The organism is Erythrobacter sp. JB1-15, from assembly GCF_057365035.1.
Window position 1 is genome coordinate 207,437 of record NZ_CP200295.1, and the last position, 23,463, is coordinate 230,899.

Sequence of the window (23,463 nt, forward strand, 5' to 3'; positions counted from 1 at the left end):
TCAATAACGGGAGGCGCGCCCCTGCCTCTTGATATCGCAGCTAGAACCTTGCGCGGCATTACGCAGCTCGATGGCGAGCTTGAAATTCAACGACGTCGTCCATGCCGAGTAGCCGGGACATTTCGGTGAAATCAAACATTGCCCTATGGTCGGTGTTGGGATCGCCATTGGCAAGCGCCTCGTAAAAATTCTGCGCCGCATGCGCCGCGCTAAGGGGGCTCCTGCGGGGTAAATGACCAGCTTGGCACCCAATTCTTCATAACGCTGCGGCGACAGGATTGGCGTCACACCGCCATGCGCTGCGTTCAGCAATAACGGTTTATCAAGTGCGCTCGCTGCGACCGCGATTTCCTCTTCATTCTGAGGGCCTTCCAGGAAAAGAATATCAGCGCCAGCGGCACTGTATGCGTGCAACCGGTCAATGGCGGCCTCCAGCCCCTCGGTTCGCCGTGCATCCGTGCGCGCGATAACGAGCATATCGCCATCGGCGCGTGCATCCACGGCCACACGCACGCGCTGCTCCATTTCGGCGGCCGGAACGCTGGAAGCTTTTCCCACATGACCGCAAATTTTGGGGAAAGCCTGGTCTTCGATCTGTATCGCTGCGATGCCAGCGCGCTGATACGCCCGTACTGCGCGATCAAGATTGGTGAGACTGCCAAATCCGGTATCCGCATCGGCGATTATCGGAGCATTTGCTTTGGCCGCAAACCGCGCAAAGATGGCTAAAAAATCGGACATGCCAGCAATGCCGACATCCGGTTCGCCCAATGCAGATGCCGCATTCCAGTAACCGGAGGCATAGAATGCTTTGAAACCCGCCTTCTTGGCCATCAAGAGGCTCATGTGATCATAAATGCCTGGGGCGGTTATGACCGATGATTGCGCAAGCTGCGCTTTCAAACTTTGTGCTGGGACATCAGAATTTGGCATGGTCACATCACTTACAATCGGCTTTCGCCCCTGCATTGTCTGGTCGAAGCGGCTATCCAACAAGCGGATGAACCACACGGTCCGGGTCGATTAAACCCCTATCAAACTCCAACTTCATGCTATCAAGCGACAAGGAGCTGGAACAGTTGGAAGACACAGTGATGGATGAAAGCATACCGAAGGAACTGGGCGAGGAAATCACAGGCCGCGGCCGGGTTTATTTCGAGAACGTTGTGTTCGATAACATCCTTGACGCAATCCTGGAACTGTCAGCCGCCGTCTGGTCGCATCACGACCGTGTGCTTGTTCTTGAACAAATCCTCGAGAAAAAGGGCATTTCAGTTTCGGATGAGATCGAAGCGCACATGCCCGACCAAGCTGAGATCGAGCGCCGAGCGAGCGAGCGCGATGCTTTTGTCGATCAGGTTTTCGGAGCATTCTTGCGCCGTCCTACGCACAATATTGGCCAGGCAGCAGCTGAACAGCCTGCCGGTGGTAATCAGGAGTGAACACCATGGATCGCGGTACAATCGGCATCCTTCCCCGTCCCACGAAACTGGCGGATGAAAGCTATCTTGAGTTCGTAACCTCGTTCCGCAAATTCGCGATTCAACGCGGCTTTCCCGTTATGGCCGCCAATGGTGAGGCGGAATTGGAGCGCGCGGTCAAGGCAGGCGAAGTTGCCCGGCCGGACGATGGTTCTGACATTCCGCTGGATCAGGTAAAGCAAGTGTTTGCCAAAGTGCCATTCACACCAACATGGCAGCGCTTTGTCCGATCCCAGCAGGAAATGATGTGGCGCGGCACGCGCAAGAGCCTGCTGCGCAAAGGGGACCAATTGCTCGAAGAAATGGAAGCGGCCGAAAAAGCCAATCCGGGCAATATCCATTATGATCCGGACTTTGAGCCGCCCAAATACACGCGCTGCGAAATTCATTGTCAGCCGGGAGGATACACCGACGATCCTATCGGCGGCCCGGTCTTCCACTACGGAACCAAGATTTTCTACGAAGGCTTTAACGATCAGGATGAGCTTCATATCGAGCTTGCCGAAAAAGCCACCAAACCTGCTGATGGCAAAATAGCCAATGTGCTCGATATCGGGTGCTCAATCGGACAAGCCACAACGGTGCTGAAAGACCTCTATCCCGATGCTGAGATCTGGGGTCTTGATGTCGGTCTGCCGCTCATCAAATACGCCCATATGCGAGCGACCAATCGCGGCAAGGACGTGCATTTCAAACAGGCCTTGGCTGAGGATAGCGGATTTGCGGATGGCCAGTTTGATATGGTCTTGTCGTATATTCTATTCCACGAAGTGCCGGTCAAAAAGATGAAGGAAATCATCGCCGAAACATTCCGAGTGCTTCGCCCTGGCGGGGTCTTTTCGATCTATGAATTCCCGAACAACAATGATGCGATGAAAGTCAGCGATGGCCACCGCTTCATGATCGACAATGACAGCCGCGACAATTGCGAGCCGTATTCGCCGGCGTTTGTGGCATCTGATTTCAAAGGGATAATCGAAGCGGCTGGCTTTGTCGTTGAACCTGGGCCTGCGCTTGCTAATCCCTTCCTGCAATCGCTGATCGCGCGCAAGCCAGCTTAATTTCGGGCTACACTCCCAATAAAGGAGTTGTTGCCGGATCATAGGCGAAGATGCCAAGCGCATCTTCGTCCTTGATCGGCGTATCCTTGAACATATCAGGCTTGATCGCTTGCAAGCGTTCACCGCCCAGATTGCTCTCGCGCTGAAGCAGGCTGGCGCGTTCGATCCGGGTTGCGACATAGCAATCCAGCGCTGTGTCCACATCATTACAATGTGCAAAGGCGCGCCCCAAAATCACGCCATCTTCAATCGCGCAGCTCGCTCCCTGCCCCATATAAGGCAGCATCGGATGCGCAGCATCGCCCAACAGAACCGTGCGGCCCTTGCGCCAGTTTTCCAAAGGTTCACGAATGAAAAGGCCCCAACAGAAAAGCTCATCTTCCGGAATTTTATCAATTAATTCCTGAACATAATCAGGAAACCCGGAATATTTCTTTGTCAATTCCGCCTTGTCGGCTTTGACCGCCCAGCCTTCTTCGGCCCAGCCATCCGCTTTAGACAGAGCCACGACATTGACCAATTCACCCCTGCGCACAGGATAACTCACAAGGTTGCGGCCTTCGTTAAGGTGATTGATATTGACCGGCTCAACGGCCCGCGATGTGACTTTTTCAGCAGGGATCAAACCGCGATAAGCAATGTGCCCGCTAAATTGCGGATCGCCTGTCTCAAACAAGGCATCGCGCACGACCGATCGCAAACCATCGGCCGCGATCACGGCATCAGCATGGGCAGTGGAGCCATCGCTGAAAGTCAGCGTCGCTGCGTCATCACCGCTTTCGATGGCAGTAAGGTCTGCCCCCATTTGGCAATCGCTTGCACCAAATGCGTCAATCAGCGCCTTGAGCAAATCAGCGCGGTGCAATTGGAGATAAGGTGCATGATACCGCTCGCGAGTTTGCCGCCGGTCTATCGCTTGCAGCAATTCGCCTGTTCCCCCGTGGCACAATTGCTGTTCAAGCGGCTCGTTCGCTGTATCTTCCAGCCATTGTCCCAGACCTAGTGATCGCAGTCCAAGCACTGCGTTGGGCGACATGGAAATGCCCGCACCAACTTCGCCATAAGCAGGCGCACGTTCATAAATGCGGACCTGCTGTCCCGCTTTTTTAAGAGCGATCCCGGCGACAAGCCCGCCAATTCCGCCGCCCACAATTGCAATTGTGCTCATAGACCCAGAGCTCCCGGATTGAGGATGCCTTGGGGATCAAGCTGCTGCTTAAGCCCCTTGATAAATGCCAATGCCGCCGGCTCCTTCGTCTCGGCGTAAGGATACATTCGGCCGAGTTGGAAATGCGTCGCCCCGTGTTTGCGCATCAACGCGGTGATGTCGGCAATCATTGTGTTTGCAAGATCACGGCCTGGCAGGTTCTCAGGAAATTCAGGCAGATCAGGCATGTAATCGGGCGTCATCCGCGCGTGATATTCGTACCGGGTATCGGGCCAGTAAAACACAGGCTCGTACAGAAACCCCGCACCTGCGATCCCTGCAAAAAACTCCGCTATCGTCATTCCGCAGTCCGCCATCTGAGCCGCATATCTTTGTTTCAGTTCGAGATATTCCGCGTGAAAGCTGTCCATTCCATCGGGCGAGAAAATGCCATGCACAGGCACCATGCGGCGCCCATCAGGGTGTGTGACTGGCAGACGCGGAAAAGGGTCAGCGCGCATCATAAGCGGGATGGTGTTGACGATTTCACTGCCGCGTCTTGCATAGCTGCGCAGCGCTTTGACCCGGCTTGCAATGTCTTTGGCATCGCGTCCTTCGATCACGAAATGCGCGGTGTAGCGGGCCTTGTCCATAAAGGCGCGCCCTCCCAAAGCGACCCGCGCCATTCGGCCAAGCGCCGCCAGGGGATTGCCAGCTGAAACGCCCACTTTCCAAAGCGATCGCAAATCGTTCATCAGATCGGGCGGACCGGCATTCTGCCGCGCGAAATCGGCATCCATTGCGGTAAACTCGCTGGCTAAACGGCGCCGGGATACTTCGCCAAATAACGCCGCCATGGCCGTAAAATCGTCAAACGCGAATGACAGCCCGGTCACGCATTCAGGACGCGGCTCAATCTCGACTGTCACCGCGGTTTTGATCCCCAAAGCGCCCGCATCGTTGCAAAAGATGCCCGTGAGGTCCGGGCCGAAATGCCGGTTGAATGGCTCAGTTGCGTGTGATCCATCAGACCCGGTGCGAATGATATCGCCAGTTCCGGTCACGATCTCAAAGCTCTTGACCGTGTTCGCCGAAGCGCCCGCTTGCCCGGAACCGAAAGTAACCGACCCCTGACTGAGCGATCCGCCAAGCGTCGCAATCGCGCCCGACATCGGTCCCCAGAACCGCGCGCGCATGCCAACCTTGGCCAAAGCCGCATCGAGCGCGGCCCAAGAGCAGCCCGCCCCTGCTGTCACGTAATCGCGCTGCGCCGAAACCTCGCCAATCCAGCCGAGCGAGATGGTGTCGAGCACGATAGAATTGCTGCCCCTGGGCTGGAAAGCGTCGGTGTATGACATCCCTCCGCCGCGAGGATAAATGCCAATGTCATGCGCCGCGCAGAGCTTTACGAGCGCGGCCACATCTGCCGTTTCACGCGGGCGTATTACAGCAAGGGGCAAGTCCCCTTGGAAGAACAAATCCTGAGATTGAAAGCGCCGCTCAGCTTCGTCCAAAACCACGCAATCGGAATCGAGACTTGCGGACAGCTGTTCTAAAAACGAAGTATTGGCGGGTGGAGGTTGCATATGAGCTTGCTTCATAAAGGCACCCTATCAGCAAATCCTGGCCGGGAAACGAGGCGCGGTTCAAACGCTATCCAATAGACGGTCACACTCGGAGCGGTCAGTGGCCCTGTATCGATGATTGGCTAGGTGGTCTCAATGGCAACACTGTACCCAGCTCAAGTACAGGCGCAGGATGCGCGCGGCATTGGAAGCCGGCCGTGGTTCGTCGTCGCAGTTCTCTCCCTTGCCGGGATTGTCGCCTATATCGACCGGCAAATCATTACCTTGCTGGTAGAGCCTATTAAAGCGGATCTGGGTGTATCGGACGTGCAAATGGGCCTTTTGATGGGCATTTCATTTGCGCTTTTTTATGCAGTACTAGCCATCCCGCTCGCCTGGGTGGCGGACCGGCACAACCGGAAATACGTGATTTTGATCGGCCTGGTCTGCTGGTCCATGGCGACATTTGCGAGCGGACTTGCAGGTGTATTTGTCGCTCTTTTCATTGCGCGCATGTTTATTGGCGTCGGAGAGGCGACCTTATCGCCTGCGGGATTTTCGATCATCAGTGACTATTTCTCAAAGGAAAAACTGCCCGGCCCTATCAGCGTGTTCACAGGATGCGGTTTTGTGGGATCTGGCATTGCGCTGATCCTTGGGGGGTATCTCTACACAACGCTGGCTGAAATGGGGCCGACCACGCTGCTTTTCGGCACATTCCAGCCTTGGCAGCTGACTTTCATGTGTGTGTCGCTGCTAAGCGTGCCGCTGTTTTTCCTGATGCTGCTGATCCGCGAACCGCAGCGCCAGGATAATGGGCAGGCCGTATCGCAAGAAAATGCCCCGCCACCGCTTGAAATTCTGAGTTTCGTTTTCAAGCATTGGAACGTTTTTTTGCCCCTGTTTGTGGGCTTTTCGTGCTTCGCCGCCGCGCAATATGGGCTGGGCGCTTGGGCTCCGAGTTACTTTATCAGAGTGCATGGTTGGACCCAGCTTGATGTCGGGCAGATGTTTGGACCCGTTCTGATGGTGGCAGGGCCATTTGGCGTCATCGCGGGCGGATTTGCGGCTGAGGCGCTGCTTGCCCGAGGGGTCACAGATGCGACCTTGCGCCTGCCCCTGTTTGCCGCCCTGTTGGCTTTCCCCTTTGCAATCGCGTTCCCGCTTGTTTCTTCGCCTTTGGCCGCGCTTGCCCTGCTGGGTGTAGTGACCGTTTTGGGCACAATCCCGTTTGGAGCAGGGGTCGCGACATTCCCATTGGTCACTCCCAACCGGATGCGCGCGCAGATCATGGCGGTGTATTTGCTCATCGCCAATCTCCTCAGTTACTCTGCAGGCCCTTTGTTCATCGGATATCTGACAGACCGTGTTTTCGGCGACGAAAAGGCAATCAATTTGTCTCTCGCCATTGCCGTGCCGCTCACCATCGCGGTGGGCGCTGTTCTAATCACTTTCGCCATTCGCCCTTACCGCGCGATGGTCCAATCCCAATCCAATGGAGAAACCTGACACCATGGCTTTGATCGACCTTATCCCTGAAACCACCTCTTTTATCGCCAAGGACAAACGCATCCTGATCGGCGGCGGCTGGACAGATGCCAGCAGCGACGCACCGATTGGCGTCATCAATCCTTCTGATGGCACACAATTGAGCGCAATCGCGGATGCCAGCGAAGCAGACGTTGACCGGGCCGTCATGGCTGCACGCAAGGCATTTGACGAAGGGCCCTGGCCCACAATGAAGCCAGGTGAGCGGGCCGCGATGATCCACGCGCTTGCAGACATTATGGCCGGGCATCACGAAGAACTTGCCCAGCTTGAAACGCTCGACACGGGTAAACCGATCAATTCTGCACGCGGCGAGGTTTTTGCAGCGATTGGCGCCATCCGATATTATGCCGGCTGGGCGGACAAAATCACCGGCACGACCCACAATATCAATATGCCCGGCGATCACCACGTCTACACTCTCAAAGAGCCTGTTGGCGTCGCTGCACTGGTGGTTCCGTGGAACTATCCGATTGTCATGGCAGCGATGAAACTGGGCCCATGCCTGGCCGCGGGCTGCACTGCGGTTCTGAAGCCTGCCGAGGACACCTCGCTCACCGCTTTGCGTTTGGGCGAGCTCTTCCTCGAAGCCGGTTTGCCAGAAGGCGTGCTGAACATCGTCACCGGATACGGCGCAACCGCTGGTAATGCATTGATCCATCACAAGGGGATCGACAAGATCGCTTTCACCGGATCAACCGTGACGGGCAAAGTTATCGCCCATGCAGCGGCAGAAGGGCTCAAGAAAGTCAGTTTGGAACTGGGCGGCAAATCGCCCAATATCATCATGCCTGATGCCGATCTGGAAAAAGCCATTCTCGCCTCTGCGATGAGTATCTTTTGGAACACCGGTCAAACCTGCACCGCTGCATCGCGCCTGTATGTCCACGAGGACATCAAGGATGAAGTCATTGCCGGCGTTGCCGAGGTTGGAAAATCCCTAAAACTGGGCGCGGGTCTTGATGAGGAGACCATGATCGGCCCAATCGTGTCGGAGAAACAATTCGACAAGGTTCAGGACTACATCGAACTCGGCGCATCTGAAGGAGCAGAGATTGCCAGCGGCGGAAAACGTCACGGCAATAGCGGTTTCTTCATCGAACCCACGGTCATTGCCAACACCACAAACGACATGCGCGTGGTGCGCGAAGAGATTTTTGGCCCCGTCCTGGTTACCCAAACGTTCAAAACCGAAGATGAAGCCATCGCGCTCGCCAATGACAGCGACTTTGGTCTTGCCGGGTCTGTTTGGACGGGCGATGTCGCCACCGCGCACCGCATGGCGCGCCGCATTCGCGCAGGCATTATCGGTATCAACAACGCATCCGGCGCAGATTGGGACGTGCCATTGGGCGGATACAAGCAATCAGGTGTCGGCCGCGAAAATGGCCGCGATGGGCTTGAATTGTATCTCCAGACCAAATCGGTCTTCACCACATTATGAGCAGCGCTATGACTGACGAAACAATCTCTACCGACGTGCAACGCATCGATGTTGGTGATGCGGAAATTCACGTTGAGACAACGGGCAGCGGGCCGGATTTGCTATTGGTGGCAGGCCTTGGCGGGCGCGGAGCATTTTGGGCCAATCAGGTCCAGCACTTTGCCAAACATTTCCGCGTGATCACATTCGATCATCGCGGTTGCGGCAATTCAACGCCTGACAAGGTTGTCTACGGCGCTGAACACATGGCCACCGATGTGCTTGGCATGATGGATGCGATGGGCATTGAAAGCGCGTATCTGGTCGGCCATTCCACCGGCGGTGCGATTGGGCAGCATATCGCGCTTGGCGCGCCTGAACGTCTTAAAAAACTGGTCTTATCATGCAGCTGGGCCGGGCCTGATACCTATCTAACCGAACTGTTTCGAACCCGCCGTGAAATCCTTATCAGTTGCGGTCCGCTGGCTTACCTCACGACAGGCACATACCTCGCGATGCCGCCCAGCGTTCTGCAACCGCAAATGGCCGATCCGGCCAAAGGCGCTCGCAAATTTATGGAAGAACGGGTGGCGGCATTTCCAGGGCTCGAAGTTGAACTTAGCCGCATCAATGCGGTTTACACGCACGATTTGAGAAGCCGCCTTCATGAGATCGCCACTCCCACCTTTTGTATCGGAGCAATGGACGATTCCATAACACCGCCCGGTTTCACTCAGGAAATGGGCGAATTGATAGAAGGCGCCGAGACACATCTGCTTGAACGCGGCGGCCATTTTTGCCCCATCGCGGCGAGCGTTGATTATAATCCGCGCGTCCTTGAATTTCTAACCGCTTGATAAGAAGGGCATAATGCCATGGCATCAGACCCGGTTCACCCGCCAGTAGGCCACATCACAAAAGGTCGATCTGTGATCGTGGGGCCCGATGAAGGGCGTAGCCTGTGGCAACCCATGCCCTCGCGCGGCTATGTCAATGTGAACCTGACAGCTGACAATATGCCCTATGACACCTGGTCTAGCGGCATTCAGGTGATGCCGCCCGGCGGGATGGTGCGCGAACATGGACATAAGCAAAATCATGAGCTTGTCTTCGTCTATGAAGGCACGGGCGTGGTCGATATTGACGGCGAAGAAACCGAATTTGGGCCCGGCACTACCATCCTGTTTGCACGCAACTGCACGCACTGGATAAAGAACACAGGCGACACCGACATGAAAATGTTCTGGGTGTTCTTCCCGCCAGGCCTGGAGGACTGGTTCTACGCCATCGGCAAAGACCGAACGCCGGGCGATCCCATGCCAGAACCGTTCGACAGACCTGACGATGTGGCGGACGTGATGACAAAAATGAAATTCCTCCCGCCGCGCAGCGCAGGTTAGAATGATGCGAATTGTCCCCCAATCGGCCGTTGAGAAGCTTTTGCCAGTAAGCGCATGCGTCGACGTTATGCGCGATGCGATGATCGCGGTGAGCAAAGGCGATGTTACTCTGCCCATCCGTCAGTTTATGCCAGTGCCCGGCGCAGCGGGTAAGATGGCGATCATGCCCGGATCATTGGGCACCGCTGGTGAAGCGGCGGACGCATCCTTCGGGATCAAGCTGGTGTGCAAATATGAGCGGCCTCAGGATGATCCCTTGGGCACGCATGTCGGCATGGTGCTGCTGTTTGACAGCGTAAAAGGTGTGCCTTTGGCAATGATTGAAGGATCATCGCTGACCGCGATCCGAACGTCAGCCGCGAGCGCTTTGGCAACGCAGCTGATGGCGCGCGAGGATGCAACGCGCCTCGCGATCCTCGGCAATGGCGAACAGGCGGCTCGCCATGTTGATGCGATGATGGCTGTGCGCCCCATTGCGCAGATTGATGTGTGGGGCAGAGACCCAGAACGCGCCCGCAAATTTGCAGAAGCAGTTGCAGCGCGGGTTGGTCTTCCAGTGCAATCGCATGCGTCTCCAACACAGGCAGTGGCCAAGGCCGACATCATCTGCACGACCACTTCGGCCAAACAGCCAATTCTGCACGGAGCCGACTTGCAGCCGGGACAACACATTAACCTTGTTGGCGCGGCAATTCCTACAAGCGCAGAAGTGGATTGCCTTGCTGTATCTCGCGCGCGATTTGTGGTCGACTATCGCCCCGCAGCCATGGCAGCCGCAGGTGAGTTGCTAAATGCAATCGAAAATGGAACTGTAACGCAATCCCACATCGCCGGAGAAATCGGAGAAGTGGCTGACGGTAAAATACCGGGCCGAACCAGCGAAGAGCAAATAACAATGTACAAATCGCTCGGTGTAGCCGCGCAAGATTTGGCCGCAGCATACGCAGTATGGCAATCCGCCGAAGCAGCAGGAGCGGGCTCCAGTGTGGACTTGCTGGAGTGATTTTTCGCGCGCGCGGGATAATGCGGACAACCGCTCTTTGTTTGCTGCCCTTGGCCTGCGCATGTACTAACCCAACGAACAGCACGCGGATGCAGGCAATCACTGCCCAGTGCAGTGACCACCTGTCTCAAGAATATCGAACTTCTGAGCTGACAATTGCCGCGGACAACCGCGAAATCCCGATCAGCCTGTTTTTCCTGCTGCGCCCGGAGAATACCCCGTCATCGCATTTTCGCATGGAGCATTTGCAGCGCCTGATCGCTATGCTGCAATGCTCGGCCCGCTTGCTGCGAGCGGATTTGTCGTGATTGCACCGATGCATATCGACAGCGAAGATATGGATCTGGCTCAGCCCCCTTCACCCGCTTCCCAATGGGCCACGCGCAATACAGATATGCGCCTCGCATTGGACGTGCCCGAAAGCGTGCGCGAAACGATGAATGAGCAGGGCATTACAACGTCAGAGGATAAAGCGATCGCTATGGGGCATAGCTTTGGCGCGCTTATGGCCCAATTTGCGGGCGGCGCGCAGCCGATTGGCGGCGGCTCGGTGCGTGACAATTTGCGCGCTACGAATGTCGCAGGTGCGATCGCATGGTCTCCGCCGGGTTTGATCCCTGGCAGGCTGGATGAGCAAACTTGGGCAAGCATGGCCGTCCCCTCACTCACAATCACGGGCACTAACGATGTTCTGCCGGGGTTTATCGACAATTGGGAGATGCACAAAGCCAGCTTCGACTACGCCCCCAAGGGCACCGCGCAATTGTGGGTCGGCTCTGGTATCGATCACTATTTCGGAGGTATCTTCGGGCGATTAAAAGATGAACCCACTGCCGACAGTGCCGCCCTTTTCAACCGAGCGCTTGCTCGCTCGCTTCGGTTTGCGCAAAGAAATTCAGGCGTAGAGAAGCCTTGCACGCTCGGTCCCGCATTGTCCGGGGAATCACATAAGGATAATTCAGAATGACGCCGCGTTTTGGTCGCTACTCAACGATCCTAGTTGTCGCTTCAGCTATGTTTGCAGGGTGCGCAGAACCCAGCGCCACGGCTCAGCTTACCACGCCATCATCCATCGACTCCCTGTATTCGGATCTCGACAATCCGACGACAATTGCTGACCTCCCGCAAAGCACTAGCGTTTTGGATGTTGAGCGATACCGCCCTACATACAAGCTAACTTCGTGCCAGTCAGAACCGATCACGCGAGCAGAGCCAAGTTTACCAATGGCTGAAGCTATTCTGGCAGCACAGGATTATTCCGATAAGCACGATGGTCTTGGATTTATCGTTTTGCGCGGTGGAATGCTATTGCATGGCAGCTTCGCTGAAGGTGTGAGAAGCAACACTCCAAGCGCATCTGCCTCGATGATGAAATCGGTGATTGCGCTTTTGTATGGCATTGCAATTGATGATGGTGTGATTGCCTCTGTCGATGACCGTGTTGGCGACTACATCGAGGAATGGAATGACGATAAGCGCGGCGATATTACCCTTAGGCAGCTTATGACGATGTCGGCTGGGCTTGGTCAATCCGACTTCACGAAAATCCTTCTTGCTCCCGATATTGCAACAGAGGCCTTGCAATTGGAGCGAGTGGCCGCTCCTGACCTTGAATTCGCCTACAACAATGCAATCACCAAAGTACTTACGATAGTATTGGATCGCGAATTGGCCAAAGCGGGCAAAGGCGGAGTGCTATCGTTTCTTCAAAACGAATTGTGGTGCCCACTTGGTAACGGCGTGGCTCAAGTTTGGGTTGACCAGACAGGAAAAGCGCGTGGGTATGCAGGGCTGCATGCCAGCCTTCCTGACTATGCGCGAATTGGCGAGTTAATTCGCAATGGCGGTGAGGTTGGAGGCACTCAGATCGTGCCCGCTGAATGGATCGAGGAGATGTCGGCTCCATCCATAGCCAACCCGCAATATGGCTTTCATGTTTGGCTAGGTCGCAAGCACACCCCAAAACGCGCATACAGCGCTGGCAATCCGATCAAGATCCCTCATTCGGAACCATTTGAGGATAAAGGCCTAATTTACTTTGACGGCTTTGGCGGTCAGCGTGTGTATATCATCCCATCCAAGGATTTGGTGGTTGCTCGCTTTGGTGAAGTGAACCTTCAGTATGACGACTCAGTCATTCCCAACTTACTGACCCGCGCCGCAGAGTGATCAACGCCGGTTGAAAAAGGCCTTTTTCGTTTCTTCTGACGGATTGCCGACCTTCATATCACTTTCAAGGACCGCCATTCCCCGCTGAACGCCGGAACGAGCCTCCACCTTGTCGACCCATGCAGCGACATGCGGAAAATTCGCGATATCAACTCCGTGCAATTGCTGCTGGCGAGTGTCCATCCAAGGATAAGTCGCCATGTCCACAATGCCGAACTCCATGCCGGGTGTCATCCAATCATGTATAGCCAAGTGGCGATCTACTAACCCGTAAAGCCGCTGCACTTCCCCGGAATAGCGCGCGATCGCATAGGGCACCTTCTCATCAGCATAACCGCGGAAATGTCCGCACTGGCCAAACATCGGTCCAATATTGGCGCATTGAAAGAATAGCCATTGGCGAATGAGCGATTGTTCCAGCGGACTATCGGACCAAAACCTTCCTGTCTTTTCGGCCAGATACAGTAAAATGGCCCCGCTTTCGAACACGGTATGAGATTTTCCATCAGGCCCATCATGATCGACAATGGCGGGTACGCGATTGTTCGGGCTGATCGCGATAAACTCGTCTTTATGCTGCTCGCCTTGGAGTATGTTGATTGGCTTGACTGTGTAATCGAGGCCGAACTCTTCCAGCGCAATGGAAATCTTGTGCCCATTGGGCGTGGGCCAGAAATAAAAGTCAATCATTTCCCGTTAGCCTTTTGGGTTTCCAGCACTTCGGCAACAGCCATTTGCAACCGCCCTGCCGAGACATCGCCGGTAAAATCAACATTGTAATGCGAAGTAACCGAAGGTCGCTGAACAGCTTCATCATACCATTCCGCCAAAGCGGGTCTGCCTTCGCGCCAATCAAAGTTGGGATAAAGTGGATCCTTGGCCTCATAGAATTCTGCCCGAAAACCGAGATAGCTGATCGCGTGCAGCATGGCTGCGTGGCCAATATCGAAATGCCCCCAGCCCTTTGTAGCTTCGCTCTCCATCCAATCGAGTACGCGGATAAACTTTGGCCACATTCGCTCAAACACAAACATGTTCCATTGACCGGGCTCCTGCCATTGCTCTGCGACCATTTGGACAGTGCCTTCAAAAACCGTATCGGCCATGGCGAGCCGCGTAATGGCATCCCACCGAGCGGGCCCAGGTTCTGGGTACATCTTTGCCGCTTTGGAATTGGCATCGAGATATTCACACACCGCTTGACTGCCAAAGATGACCTGCCCGGACTTAGTAGCGAGCGTTGGCACCTTGCTCAGCGGGTTGATTGCCGCAATCGAATAGGCCTCACCCTGATCCTCTCCATCCAGGTTCTTGAACGGGAACGTCGCCACAAAATCAATGTCATCCCACAATCCGCATTCGTGCGCTGTAACAAGGACCTTATGGATGAAGGTGTGAAAGGGTGAATAAAAAAGTTTCAATGAGCGCCCACCTTTTTGTGATCGGGTGATTGGGCTTTCGCAGACAATTCCCCTGCGTCCTCTTTCTGTTTCATCTTCTTGAATGTGTCGTATTCGTTGACCCCGCCCATTTCGCGTTTCGGCCAGCGAGTTGCGAAACCGCGCGGATAGCGGCTGTCATCGTCCCTGCGACCGTCTTCGGACCACAGTAAGGGGAACAGGTCACCTTCGGGCTTTTCGCCGTCAAGCATTTCGTCAAAACTGACGCCCGCAATGTTAAGGCAATCAGGGCGCGGAGCCCAACGTATATCATCACCGAACACGCGTTCTGAGATAGCAACACGCCAATCATTTGTCGGATTGCCAGCCGAGTAATGCAGCACCCAAGGATGCACAATCAGCATGTCTCCAGGATCCATTTGCCACTTTAAAAATCTCAGCCCTTCTTCGCCTCGCCGGCTTTCGATCTCGGGATGCGGCACTCGGTCATCAGGTTTGATCATTTTGCGCGCATTGGGACTAAACAGCCAATAGGGCACGTCGTCGTTTTGAGTGCCAGCAAGCACCTCAAGGCAGTTTTCCTCAACAATTGGGGTCAACGGGATCCAAAGCGATGGGACCATCTTACCCTCAACAGGAAAAGCCATCCGGTCACAATGCCACAAAGTCGCCGCATCCGATTGCGGCGGCTTGGCAAAGAATTCATCGAAGAAGAACCGGATTTCTTTTGATTGGAGAACCTTGCCCGCCGCCTCAGCTACTGGACCTTCAAACATCAGCTTGCGATAATCTGGCAGACAGCGCGCCATATATCGGCCAGGAATTGTGGGGAGCAGACCCACGTCCTTTTTCTCGACGATGACCTCGCGCGCCTCGCGCAGTAGAACATCAACCCATTCCTGGTTGAGCACCTTGCGGATGCACACCGCACCGTCGCGATTGTATGTGTCAATATCGTCTTGCGTGATCTCGCGAAGTGGCGATGTATTGAGCGGCATCAATATTCTCCTGTGTTCCTTGAAATCTAGAACGTGCAGCACCTCCTAGAAGAGCGCGCGCCAATTCTAACCACCGGACGGATAACCCAGATGCGGCTTACCGCACAGCGGAGACGCTGCCCAAATTTGGCCGCTCAGATGTGCAGCAAACCTAATGAGGATTTCGAGATCTATTCTTGGAGCACTCAATGAAAGAGTATCAGACCAAAGTTGTTGTCGCGGGCGCAGGCCCGGTTGGGACCGTCGCAGCTTACCTTCTTGCACAGCGAGGCATTGAGGTTGTGCTTGTTGAAGCGCAGGAGGATTGTGCCCTGGATTTGAGAGCGTCGACTTTCCACCCGCCCACTCTGGAAATGCTTGATGATTTCGGGATTACAGAAAAGCTGATCGAAATGGGCCTGAAAGCGCCTATCTATCATTTCAGAGAGCGCCAGTCGGGCGAAGTCATCGATTTTGACCTCAGCGAGTTGTCCGACCTTACACGCTTTCCCTATCGCGTTCAGTGCGAACAATATCATCTTTCGCGCATGCTTTCGGAAGCCGTTAGAAATGCCAATGGCGCAGAAGTGCTGTTCAATCACCGCGTTGTTGGTTTTGAGCAAGACGCGAAAAGCGTTGATGTTTTCGTCGAAAGCCCGACGGAAATCGTAAAGATTAATGCCGAATATCTCATCGGGGCTGATGGCTCTAATTCGATGGTGCGCAAATGGCTTGGAACCGGCTTTGACGGGTTCACCTATCCCGAGCGCTTCTTGTGCTACACCTCAAAAGTGCCGCTCGAAGAGCACTTGGCCAACCTTTCTTATGTGAATTACGTTTCTGATCCGCAGGAGTGGATGGTGCTGCTGCGAGTGCCCTCACTCTGGCGGATCCTTGTGCCGGCCAAAGACGAGATGTCAGATGCAGAACTGCGCGGCGACGCTAAGAAAAATGAAGTTTTCGATAGACTGCTTGGGGATGGTGAGAGCGTCGAAACTTTCCATCGTACTATCTACCGGGTGCATCAGCGCGTCGCCAAAGAGTTCGTGGATGGCCGCGTTGCAATCATCGGCGATGCCGCACATTTGAACAATCCAATCGGCGGGTTTGGAATGAACAGCGGCATTCATGATGCCTTCAATCTGTGCGAACGTTTGGATGGTATCTTCAACTATGGGCTTGATCCAGCCGAAGCTTTGGGCCTGTTTGACCGCCAACGCCGCACTACAACGCATGACTTCATCCAGGCTCAGACTATCAAGAACATGGAATATCTGTCCGACGGTCAAGGCAATCTGCATGACAAGCGCAAGGCCGATCTGCTCGCCACCAAAGACAATCCAGAACGGCGGCGCGAGTTTTTGAGGCGGCAAGCTATGATCCAATGTCTGGAGGATGAGAGGGCGATAGCTTGATGCCCGGCAAATCTCGCCCCAATCCCGACGCGCTGGGTCATCGGCGGTTGTTCGGTGTGCTTGGTCCATCAACCAATACAATCGTCCAGCCCGATTTTGATGACTTACGGGTACCAGGCGTCACCAATCATTACAGCCGGATTGTCGTTGATGATGCACAAGCGATTTCGGATGAGACGTTTATGGCGGGCACGCTTGAAATCAGCCGCAATACACTGGACGCGGTAAGAGGCGTCCTGACATGCAATCCCGATTATCTCGTCATGGGAATGAGCGCGGTCACTTTTTACGGCGGCGCGAAAGGCGCAGAAGAATGGCGGAGCAATATCGAGGATGCAGCAGGCCTGAAATTGTGCACGGGGTCGCAATCCTTGATTGAGGCTTTCGCCGCGTATGGCGGCCACATCAAAAAGATCGCTGTAGTATCGCCTTACTACCCTAGCGCGAACGCGCAGGTTGCCCATTTCATGTCGGACCATGGTATCGAAGTGGTGCGCGATACTTGTCTGAAATGCCCCAGCTGGACTTCCATTGCACAAGTACCGACCCAAACTTTGCGGGAGGAATTGCACAGCCTTGATGGCGATGATGTGGACGCACTTGTTCAAGTCGGCACGAATTTATCGATGACAAGGCTGGCAGCGGCGGCAGAGCTTTACCTTGGCAAGCCCGTGATTGCGATCAACACAGCGACTTATTGGAACGCGCTGCGCCAAAATGGCATTACCGACAAAGTTTACGGTTTTGGCCGTCTGCTTCAAGAATTCTAAGGACCATCAAACAATGTTCGAATACGATTACGTTCCAATTTCAAAGCGTGCGCCACTCAAATGGCCAGGCGGCGCAAAAGTCGCGCTGATGTTTACCTTCAATTTGGAAACATGGGACATCGTCAAGGATACCGACAAACCCTATTACGCGGGCGGTCCCGCTTTGCTGCCTAACGCGCTCGCTGGACGTATACCGGATTACCCCAACTATTCCTGGCGTGAATATGGCCAACGCATCGGTGTGTGGCGGATGTTTGAGATGTTCGACGAAATGGGCGCCAAGGCCGGCTGTACGACCAATGCGGTCACATTTGAGCGACGCAAGGCGATGACCGATGCTTGCCTTGAACGTGGCTGGGAACTGGTCGCGCATAATTATGAGCAGGGCGAATTGCTCACCGATTTTCATGATGACATCGCTGCCGAGCGCGACATTATCCAGCGATCGATTGCGATCTATGAAGAACATGTCGGGCGCAAACCCAAAGTGTGGTTATCAAGTTCGCTACGCGGAACGTTGAACACTCCAACGATTTTGGTGGAAGAAGGGTTCAAAGCATATTGCGACATAATGAATGACGATCAGCCCTATATGATCCGCACAGAAGCTGGCCCCATCGTGGCGACACCTTATTCAAATGTCATCAATGACTTCACCATCCTCACCCGAAACAATCGCACGACTGATGAATATCGCGATCTGTTGATCGAAGAACTATCAGTGCTGCACAAAGAAGGTGAGAAAAGCGGACGGATCATGAATGTTGGGCTGCATCCGCACGTATCGGGGCGCGCCTACACCATTCGGGCTTTGCGCGAATTTATCGAATACGCCCAAGGGCTCGATGGCATTTGGTGGGCAACGCGTGAGGAAATCGCGGATTGGTACGTCGAAAACCATGAAGCGCATTTTGCGGGTCAATTGAAGACTTGAGCACAGCAATAGACAAAGCGTATGCCTCGATTGCTGAAGGACAACTTCACCTGCGGCAACGCAGAGGTTCAGATCGCGCGCCCGCATTGGCCATGCTCCATGCTTCTCCGTCGTCTTCGCGGTCGCTTGAGCCCTTGATGGAAGCGATTTGCGCAGACATATCGCTCTTCGCATTTGACACCCCTTGCAACGGGCAATCCTGCGCTCCTGCAATGAACAAGCCTTCAATCGCAGATTTCGCTAATATGATCGCGCGCGGGTCGATCGCCTTAGAGTTGGATACGCTCGTTCTGTACGGAACACATACTGGCGCTCATATCGCGATTGAATGGACAATCGCCCGGCCTGATCAAGTCGAAGCACTGGTGCTTGACGGCGTTGCATTATTGGATGACGCAACCCGCGACGAATTCCGTACTCACTATGCCCCGCCACAGACCGTTCAACCCAACGGCGCGCAGTTTCATTGGGCTTGGAACTTCATTCGTGATCAAATGATATTCTTTCCTCACTACAAGAAAGATGCCGATCATATGCGCATGGGCGGTTCGCTTGATCCGGCATTGCTCCATGAACTCACACTGGATGTGCTAAGCAACCTCCAAACATATCACATGCCTTATGAGGCTGTTTTCAGCCATGAGGTGCGCCGCGCGCTCACGCAGATTGATGTGCCCACTCTTGTATTGAGCGATTGTGACCATGCTCTTGATCCTTCAACTGCGCAGATCGCGGCGTTGGTGCCAGACGTCCGGACTGCGTCAAACTGCACAACGCCGACCGCAAAAGCGCAAGCTATTGAAAGCTTTATGAAAGAGCTGGGAATTGGATAAGCCGGTTTATCTTGTCGCAGGGGCAAGCTCGGGAATGGGCAAAGCAACTGCACTTTACCTTGCAAAGCACGGCTCACACGTGATCGTCGCATCACGAAAAGGCGACGAATGCGCGAAAATTGCAGCAATGATAGGCGACATTGGCGGTAGCGCGAGCGCCAGATCATTTGATGGCACCGATGCACAATCATGCGCTGATCTGGTTGACTGGATTGCAGCAGAGTTCGGCACTCTCAACGGTGCATTTAATAATCTTGGCGATACTCTTGGTGATGGGCCGCTGCATGAGATGCCGCTTGATCGGTGGCGCGCCAGCATTGCTGTCAATTTGGATGCCGTGTTTTATCTGATGCGCCACCAAATCCCGCTTCTCATCAAAAGCGGCGGCGGAGCGATTGTGAACAACAGTTCCACAGGGGGCTTGCGCGGGACGCGCCATATGGCGGATTATTCCGCAGCGAAGTGGGGTTTGATAGGTCTTACCAAGTCAGCTTCGATTGAATACGCATCGCAAGGCCTACGTATCAATGCGATCGCGCCCGGCATTACAGAAACTGAAAAATTTGCTCAAATTGAAAAATCAGTTCCGCAGATTTTTGAGAAACTGCGTGCAGAAACACCGATTGGCAGGTTTGGCGCAATGGACGAGATAGCCGAAACGGTGCGCTGGCTGCTGGCCGATGCGCCTAGTTACCTAAACGGTTCAGTAATCCCCATTGACGGGGCCAGAACAGCCTAACTCAATAGACTGAGCACACCGTTTTCAACTCCAGATAATTCTCAAGCGCAGCCTGCCCGCTATCCCTGCCCCAGCCTGACTGTTTCATCCCGCCAATCGGCAGTGAAGGGTCATACATTGCGTGGCTATTGATCCACACGGTGCCTGCCTTGATACGATTGGCAAGCCGCATCGCATTGGAATGACTTTCGCTCCATATGCCTGCAGCCAGACCGTAATCGCTATCATTCGCCGCTGCGACGACCTCGTCGAGATCATCAAAAGGCGTCGCCACAAGAACTGGCCCGAACACTTCCTCGCGAACAATTTCCATATCGGGACTAACATCGGTCAACACGGTTGGTGTAACAAAGCTTGAATTGGGGCCAGCGACATCCCCCCCACAAAGCACGCTGGCCCCGGCCTTGCGGCCACCTGCAATAAAGTCGCCAACCTTGGCCGAATGCTCTTTCGACGCAAGCGGTCCCATTTGGGTGGACGGATCAAGACCATGGCCAAGCTGGATACCAGCCGCGATGCTCGCGATCCCTTCCGTCACTTTGTCGAACAAAGTGCGGTGACAATAGAGCCGGGAACCCGCAATGCACACCTGCCCGCCATTAAAGAATATCGCATTGGCTGCCCCTGCAATCGCAGCATCAACATCGGCATCGTCCATGATGATCACTGGCGATTTGCCGCCAAGCTCAAGCGTAACTTTCTTAAGATTACCCTTGGCCGCATCCAAAATACGGCGCCCGGTTGCTGTTGACCCTGTAAAGGCAACCTTATCGACACCGTGATGTGCTGCGAGCGCCTGACCTGCTTCTGCGCCAAACCCGCATACAAGATTGATCACCCCATCTGGCAGACCGGCTTCGGCCATAAGTTCAACCAATCGGACAGCCGTGAGAGAGGTGTTTTCAGCTGGCTTCAAAACAACAGTGCAGCCCGCCGCCAATGCTGGTGCGAGTTTCATTGCGGTCAATACCAGGGGCGAATTCCACGGAACAATCGCGCCTACCACGCCAATTGGCTCTTTTTGCGTGTAGGCAAAAACCTCTTTGCCTTCTGGCTGATAATTGATCGATGTCGGGATGGTTGCCCCTTCGATCTTGGTTGCAAGGCCAGCGAAATAGCGAAACTGATTCACAGCGCCCGGTATCTCGGCCCAGCGGCCGACATACAGCGCCTTGCCCTGGTCAAGTGTTTCAAGCTCTGCCAGCTCATCAATGTTAGCCTCGATCAGATCGGCAATTTTCCAGAGCGTCTTGCTGCGTTCCAGCGGAGTCAAACCAGACCAGCGTCCATCATCAAATGCCCGCCGAGCGGCTTTGACCGCAGCATCTACATCATTGGCACCAGATCGCGGCAATTGGCCAAGGACCTCTCCTGTCGCAGGATCCAAAGTATCAAAGGTTGTTCCGGCCTGCGCAGCAGTCCATGAACCATCGATAAAGTTCCCTTGTGACGGCCGCGCCAGAAATGCTGCTGCAGCTTTGCCCGGATCTGGCTTGTTGATCGCAATGTCTGTCATGGTCGTGCCTTATTTTATCAGGAATGCTCACCGTATTGCCACGTTCATTACGCGTGACTGATGCTCAACAGCAACTCACCGAAGGGTGGACAAGAGCGTGGCTCGCTTAGCGTAACTAACGAGGCATCGCATAACCCTCCTTGGAAAATGCAAGCGGCCCAAGATCCGCGAAAAGAGAGTTTGCCAGATGAACTATGAGAAAACCTATCAGGCCAGCATCAGCGATCCAGCAGCGTTTTGGCTCGATGCCGCAAAGGCGCTCGAGTGGAGCACGCCCCCAACAAATGCGCTAGAGCATAATGATGCCGCATGGTTCGCAGATGGGACGCTCAATCTGTGCCATAATGCGGTCGATCGGCACGTAGATGCAGGACGCGGCGATGACACAGCGCTTATTTATGAGAGCCCTGTAACGGGCAATTCGCACACCTACACATTCGCCCAATTGCAAACCGAAGTCGCTAAAACCGCCGGCATGATCGCGCAGCTCGGCGCATCAATGGGCGACCGGGTCATCATCTACATGCCCATGATCCCGCAGGCGATCTTTGCCATGCTTGCCTGCGCGCGAATAGGCGCTGTGCATTCGGTGGTTTTTGGAGGGTTTTCTGCTGCAGAACTGGCAAAGCGCATGGATGATTGCCACCCTGTCCTCGTCCTCACAGCCTCTTGTGGCATAGAGAGTGCTCGGGTGATCCCATATAAGCCCATCGTTGATGAAGCGCTGGACTTGGCGCAGTGTGAGCGGCCCAAAGTCGCCTTATGGCAGCGTCAACAATGCGAAGTCGAATTGTCGGATGATCGCGATGTCTATTGGCAAGCAGCATTGGAAAAAGCGGGGCCGGCCGAATGCGTGCCAGTTGCATCGGATCATCCTCTTTACATCCTCTATACGTCAGGCACGACTGGGCAGCCCAAGGGCGTGGTTCGCGAGACGGGAGGATACGGCGTAGCGCTGGCTTGGTCGATGCCCAACATCTACGGCGCAAAGCCGGGTGAAACCTATTGGGCCGCATCTGATATCGGATGGGTCGTAGGGCACAGCTACATCGTTTACGGGCCATTGTTGAACGGCAATGCCACCGTCCTGTTTGAAGGAAAGCCAGTGGGCACACCCGATGCGGGCGTGTTTTGGGAAATAGTGACGAAGCACAGCGTGCGCACCTTGTTCACCGCTCCTACCGCAATTCGCGCTATTCGCGCAGCCGATCCTGACGGCGAATTGCTCGCCAAAGCAGCACCAGACTGTCTGCGCGCACTGTTTCTCGCCGGTGAGCGCGCTGATCCTGACACGGTAGAATGGATCGGTGCACAGCTTAATCGGCCGGTCATAGATCACTGGTGGCAAACCGAATTAGGCTGGCCAGCATTGGCGACTTGCATTGGGCTTGGCAGTCAACCTGCCGCGATTGGTGCGGCAGGGTATCCCGTACCCGGATTTGCTTTTGACGTGCTGGATGAAACTGGACGCCCGGTCCCATCTGAAACCACCGGCAATCTCATCATTCGCAAACCGCTCCCACCCGGTAGCTTTCGAGAGTTGTGGCAAAACAAAGTTGGGTTTGAGGGATATTTCACCGCGTTTGAAGGTGAATACGCCACTGGCGACGCAGGCTTGAGAGGCGAGGACGGTGCGTATCGTGTAATGGGCCGCACCGATGATATCATCAATGTCGCAGGTCACCGACTGTCTACCGGCCAAATCGAAGAGGTCGTCGCGGGATGCCACTGCGTTGTCGAGTGCGCAGTCATCGGCGGCAATGATGAACTGAAAGGCGAAGTACCCGTGGTTTTCTTTGTTCCATCGCCAGGCGGAACAAACGACCCCGTAGGCCAGATCACGCAGGCCGTGCGTAACCGGATCAGCCCGATTGCAGCACCGCGCGATTGCATTGCTCTTGATGCTTTGCCCAAAACGCGATCCGGTAAAATCCTGCGCAACCTGTTGCGTGCGATCACCAATGGATCGGCATTTACGGTGCCCCAAACAATCGAAAATCCCGGCGTGGTAAACCACGTTCAAGAGAGATTTGCCGCTCGCCAAAAATAGCATGTGCTGTTTGAAGCCTGCTCAAAGAAAAG

At 54.7% G+C, this 23,463-nt stretch carries 23 protein-coding genes; 16 read left to right on the top strand and 7 right to left on the bottom strand.

Features of this window, described 5'->3' with window-relative positions; translation table 11 throughout:
* A complete protein-coding gene (locus AC0V6L_RS01095) occupies nucleotides 1-969 on the bottom strand; it encodes an isocitrate lyase/PEP mutase family protein (protein WP_486155030.1) in 969 nt (322 codons plus the stop codon).
* A gap of 110 nt (nucleotides 970-1,079) precedes the next feature.
* Here AC0V6L_RS01095 and AC0V6L_RS01100 point away from each other — a divergent pair, with 110 nt between their 5' ends.
* The gene (locus AC0V6L_RS01100; RefSeq protein WP_486152335.1) at nucleotides 1,080-1,442 is read left to right on the top strand and encodes a hypothetical protein; all 363 of its coding nucleotides are present in this window, start codon (nucleotides 1,080-1,082) and stop codon (nucleotides 1,440-1,442) included.
* A 5-nt stretch (nucleotides 1,443-1,447) separates the two neighbouring features.
* Nucleotides 1,448-2,542: a class I SAM-dependent methyltransferase gene (locus tag AC0V6L_RS01105; RefSeq protein WP_486152337.1), complete on the top strand. Its 1,095-nt coding sequence runs from the start codon at nucleotides 1,448-1,450 to the stop codon at nucleotides 2,540-2,542.
* 7 nt (nucleotides 2,543-2,549) lie between these two features.
* Here AC0V6L_RS01105 and AC0V6L_RS01110 read toward each other — a convergent pair whose 3' ends face one another.
* Together AC0V6L_RS01110 and AC0V6L_RS01115 are read right to left on the bottom strand one after the other, a co-directional pair.
* Nucleotides 2,550-3,710 (bottom strand): FAD-dependent monooxygenase, encoded by a 1,161-nt coding sequence (locus tag AC0V6L_RS01110; RefSeq protein ID WP_486152339.1) that lies wholly within the window; start codon nucleotides 3,708-3,710, stop codon nucleotides 2,550-2,552.
* A complete protein-coding gene (locus AC0V6L_RS01115; RefSeq protein WP_486152341.1) occupies nucleotides 3,707-5,275 on the bottom strand; it encodes an FAD-binding oxidoreductase in 1,569 nt (522 codons plus the stop codon). Before AC0V6L_RS01115 ends, AC0V6L_RS01110 begins: the two co-directional genes overlap by 4 nt.
* 135 nt (nucleotides 5,276-5,410) lie before the next feature.
* Between AC0V6L_RS01115 and AC0V6L_RS01120 the strand changes: the two genes are divergently transcribed.
* The 8 genes from AC0V6L_RS01120 (at nucleotide 5,411) to AC0V6L_RS01155 (ending at nucleotide 12,797) form a co-directional block, all read left to right on the top strand.
* Entirely contained in the window at nucleotides 5,411-6,763 is a 1,353-nt protein-coding gene (locus AC0V6L_RS01120) for a spinster family MFS transporter (protein ID WP_486152343.1), read from the top strand.
* Nucleotides 6,750-8,246 (top strand): aldehyde dehydrogenase family protein, encoded by a 1,497-nt coding sequence (locus tag AC0V6L_RS01125; protein WP_486152345.1) that lies wholly within the window; start codon nucleotides 6,750-6,752, stop codon nucleotides 8,244-8,246. The genes AC0V6L_RS01120 and AC0V6L_RS01125 overlap by 14 nt, the downstream gene beginning before the upstream one ends.
* Nucleotides 8,247-8,254: 8 nt before the next feature.
* Entirely contained in the window at nucleotides 8,255-9,082 is an 828-nt protein-coding gene (locus AC0V6L_RS01130; RefSeq protein ID WP_486152347.1) for an alpha/beta fold hydrolase, read from the top strand.
* An 18-nt stretch (nucleotides 9,083-9,100) separates the two neighbouring features.
* Complete coding sequence (locus tag AC0V6L_RS01135) at nucleotides 9,101-9,625, top strand: cupin domain-containing protein (RefSeq protein WP_486147287.1); 525 nt, start codon at nucleotides 9,101-9,103, stop codon at nucleotides 9,623-9,625.
* Between the two features lies 1 nt (nucleotide 9,626).
* Complete coding sequence (locus AC0V6L_RS01140) at nucleotides 9,627-10,628, top strand: ornithine cyclodeaminase family protein (protein ID WP_486152349.1); 1,002 nt, start codon at nucleotides 9,627-9,629, stop codon at nucleotides 10,626-10,628.
* 89 nt (nucleotides 10,629-10,717) lie between these two features.
* Complete coding sequence (locus tag AC0V6L_RS01145) at nucleotides 10,718-10,936, top strand: hypothetical protein (protein WP_486152351.1); 219 nt, start codon at nucleotides 10,718-10,720, stop codon at nucleotides 10,934-10,936.
* Nucleotides 10,852-11,595 (top strand): alpha/beta hydrolase, encoded by a 744-nt coding sequence (locus tag AC0V6L_RS01150; protein ID WP_486155031.1) that lies wholly within the window; start codon nucleotides 10,852-10,854, stop codon nucleotides 11,593-11,595. The genes AC0V6L_RS01145 and AC0V6L_RS01150 overlap by 85 nt, the downstream gene beginning before the upstream one ends.
* A 257-nt stretch (nucleotides 11,596-11,852) precedes the next feature.
* The gene (locus AC0V6L_RS01155; protein WP_486152353.1) at nucleotides 11,853-12,797 is read left to right on the top strand and encodes a serine hydrolase domain-containing protein; all 945 of its coding nucleotides are present in this window, start codon (nucleotides 11,853-11,855) and stop codon (nucleotides 12,795-12,797) included.
* On the opposite strand, the gene AC0V6L_RS01160 is transcribed toward AC0V6L_RS01155, so the two are convergent.
* The 3 genes from AC0V6L_RS01160 to AC0V6L_RS01170 are packed head-to-tail and all read right to left on the bottom strand — an operon-like array spanning nucleotide 12,798 to nucleotide 15,195.
* The gene (locus AC0V6L_RS01160) at nucleotides 12,798-13,487 is read right to left on the bottom strand and encodes a glutathione S-transferase family protein (protein ID WP_486152355.1); all 690 of its coding nucleotides are present in this window, start codon (nucleotides 13,485-13,487) and stop codon (nucleotides 12,798-12,800) included.
* Nucleotides 13,484-14,218: a glutathione S-transferase family protein gene (locus AC0V6L_RS01165; RefSeq protein ID WP_486152357.1), complete on the bottom strand. Its 735-nt coding sequence runs from the start codon at nucleotides 14,216-14,218 to the stop codon at nucleotides 13,484-13,486. Before AC0V6L_RS01165 ends, AC0V6L_RS01160 begins: the two co-directional genes overlap by 4 nt.
* Nucleotides 14,215-15,195 (bottom strand): phytanoyl-CoA dioxygenase family protein, encoded by a 981-nt coding sequence (locus tag AC0V6L_RS01170; protein ID WP_486147299.1) that lies wholly within the window; start codon nucleotides 15,193-15,195, stop codon nucleotides 14,215-14,217. The genes AC0V6L_RS01165 and AC0V6L_RS01170 overlap by 4 nt, the downstream gene beginning before the upstream one ends.
* Before the next feature lie 188 nt (nucleotides 15,196-15,383).
* On the opposite strand from AC0V6L_RS01170, the gene AC0V6L_RS01175 reads away from it, so the two are divergent.
* The 5 genes from AC0V6L_RS01175 (at nucleotide 15,384) to AC0V6L_RS01195 (ending at nucleotide 19,865) form a co-directional block, all read left to right on the top strand.
* Nucleotides 15,384-16,589, top strand: a complete 1,206-nt coding sequence (locus tag AC0V6L_RS01175) for an FAD-dependent oxidoreductase (RefSeq protein WP_486152359.1) — start codon at nucleotides 15,384-15,386, stop codon at nucleotides 16,587-16,589.
* The gene (locus AC0V6L_RS01180) at nucleotides 16,589-17,359 is read left to right on the top strand and encodes a maleate cis-trans isomerase family protein (RefSeq protein WP_486152360.1); all 771 of its coding nucleotides are present in this window, start codon (nucleotides 16,589-16,591) and stop codon (nucleotides 17,357-17,359) included. The genes AC0V6L_RS01175 and AC0V6L_RS01180 overlap by 1 nt, the downstream gene beginning before the upstream one ends.
* 13 nt (nucleotides 17,360-17,372) lie before the next feature.
* Nucleotides 17,373-18,293 carry a polysaccharide deacetylase family protein gene (locus AC0V6L_RS01185; protein WP_486152362.1) on the top strand — a complete coding sequence of 307 codons (921 nt, stop codon included), beginning with the start codon at nucleotides 17,373-17,375 and terminating at the stop codon, nucleotides 18,291-18,293.
* A gap of 245 nt (nucleotides 18,294-18,538) precedes the next feature.
* A complete protein-coding gene (locus tag AC0V6L_RS01190) occupies nucleotides 18,539-19,126 on the top strand; it encodes an alpha/beta fold hydrolase (protein WP_486152364.1) in 588 nt (195 codons plus the stop codon).
* Nucleotides 19,119-19,865, top strand: a complete 747-nt coding sequence (locus AC0V6L_RS01195; protein ID WP_486152366.1) for an SDR family NAD(P)-dependent oxidoreductase — start codon at nucleotides 19,119-19,121, stop codon at nucleotides 19,863-19,865. Before AC0V6L_RS01190 ends, AC0V6L_RS01195 begins: the two co-directional genes overlap by 8 nt.
* A 1-nt stretch (nucleotide 19,866) precedes the next feature.
* Here the strand turns inward: AC0V6L_RS01195 and AC0V6L_RS01200 are convergent, their stop codons facing one another.
* Nucleotides 19,867-21,381: an aldehyde dehydrogenase family protein gene (locus AC0V6L_RS01200; RefSeq protein WP_486152368.1), complete on the bottom strand. Its 1,515-nt coding sequence runs from the start codon at nucleotides 21,379-21,381 to the stop codon at nucleotides 19,867-19,869.
* A gap of 187 nt (nucleotides 21,382-21,568) precedes the next feature.
* Here AC0V6L_RS01200 and AC0V6L_RS01205 point away from each other — a divergent pair, with 187 nt between their 5' ends.
* Nucleotides 21,569-23,431 carry an AMP-binding protein gene (locus AC0V6L_RS01205; protein ID WP_486152370.1) on the top strand — a complete coding sequence of 621 codons (1,863 nt, stop codon included), beginning with the start codon at nucleotides 21,569-21,571 and terminating at the stop codon, nucleotides 23,429-23,431.
* The last annotated feature ends 32 nt before the right edge of the window (nucleotides 23,432-23,463 follow it).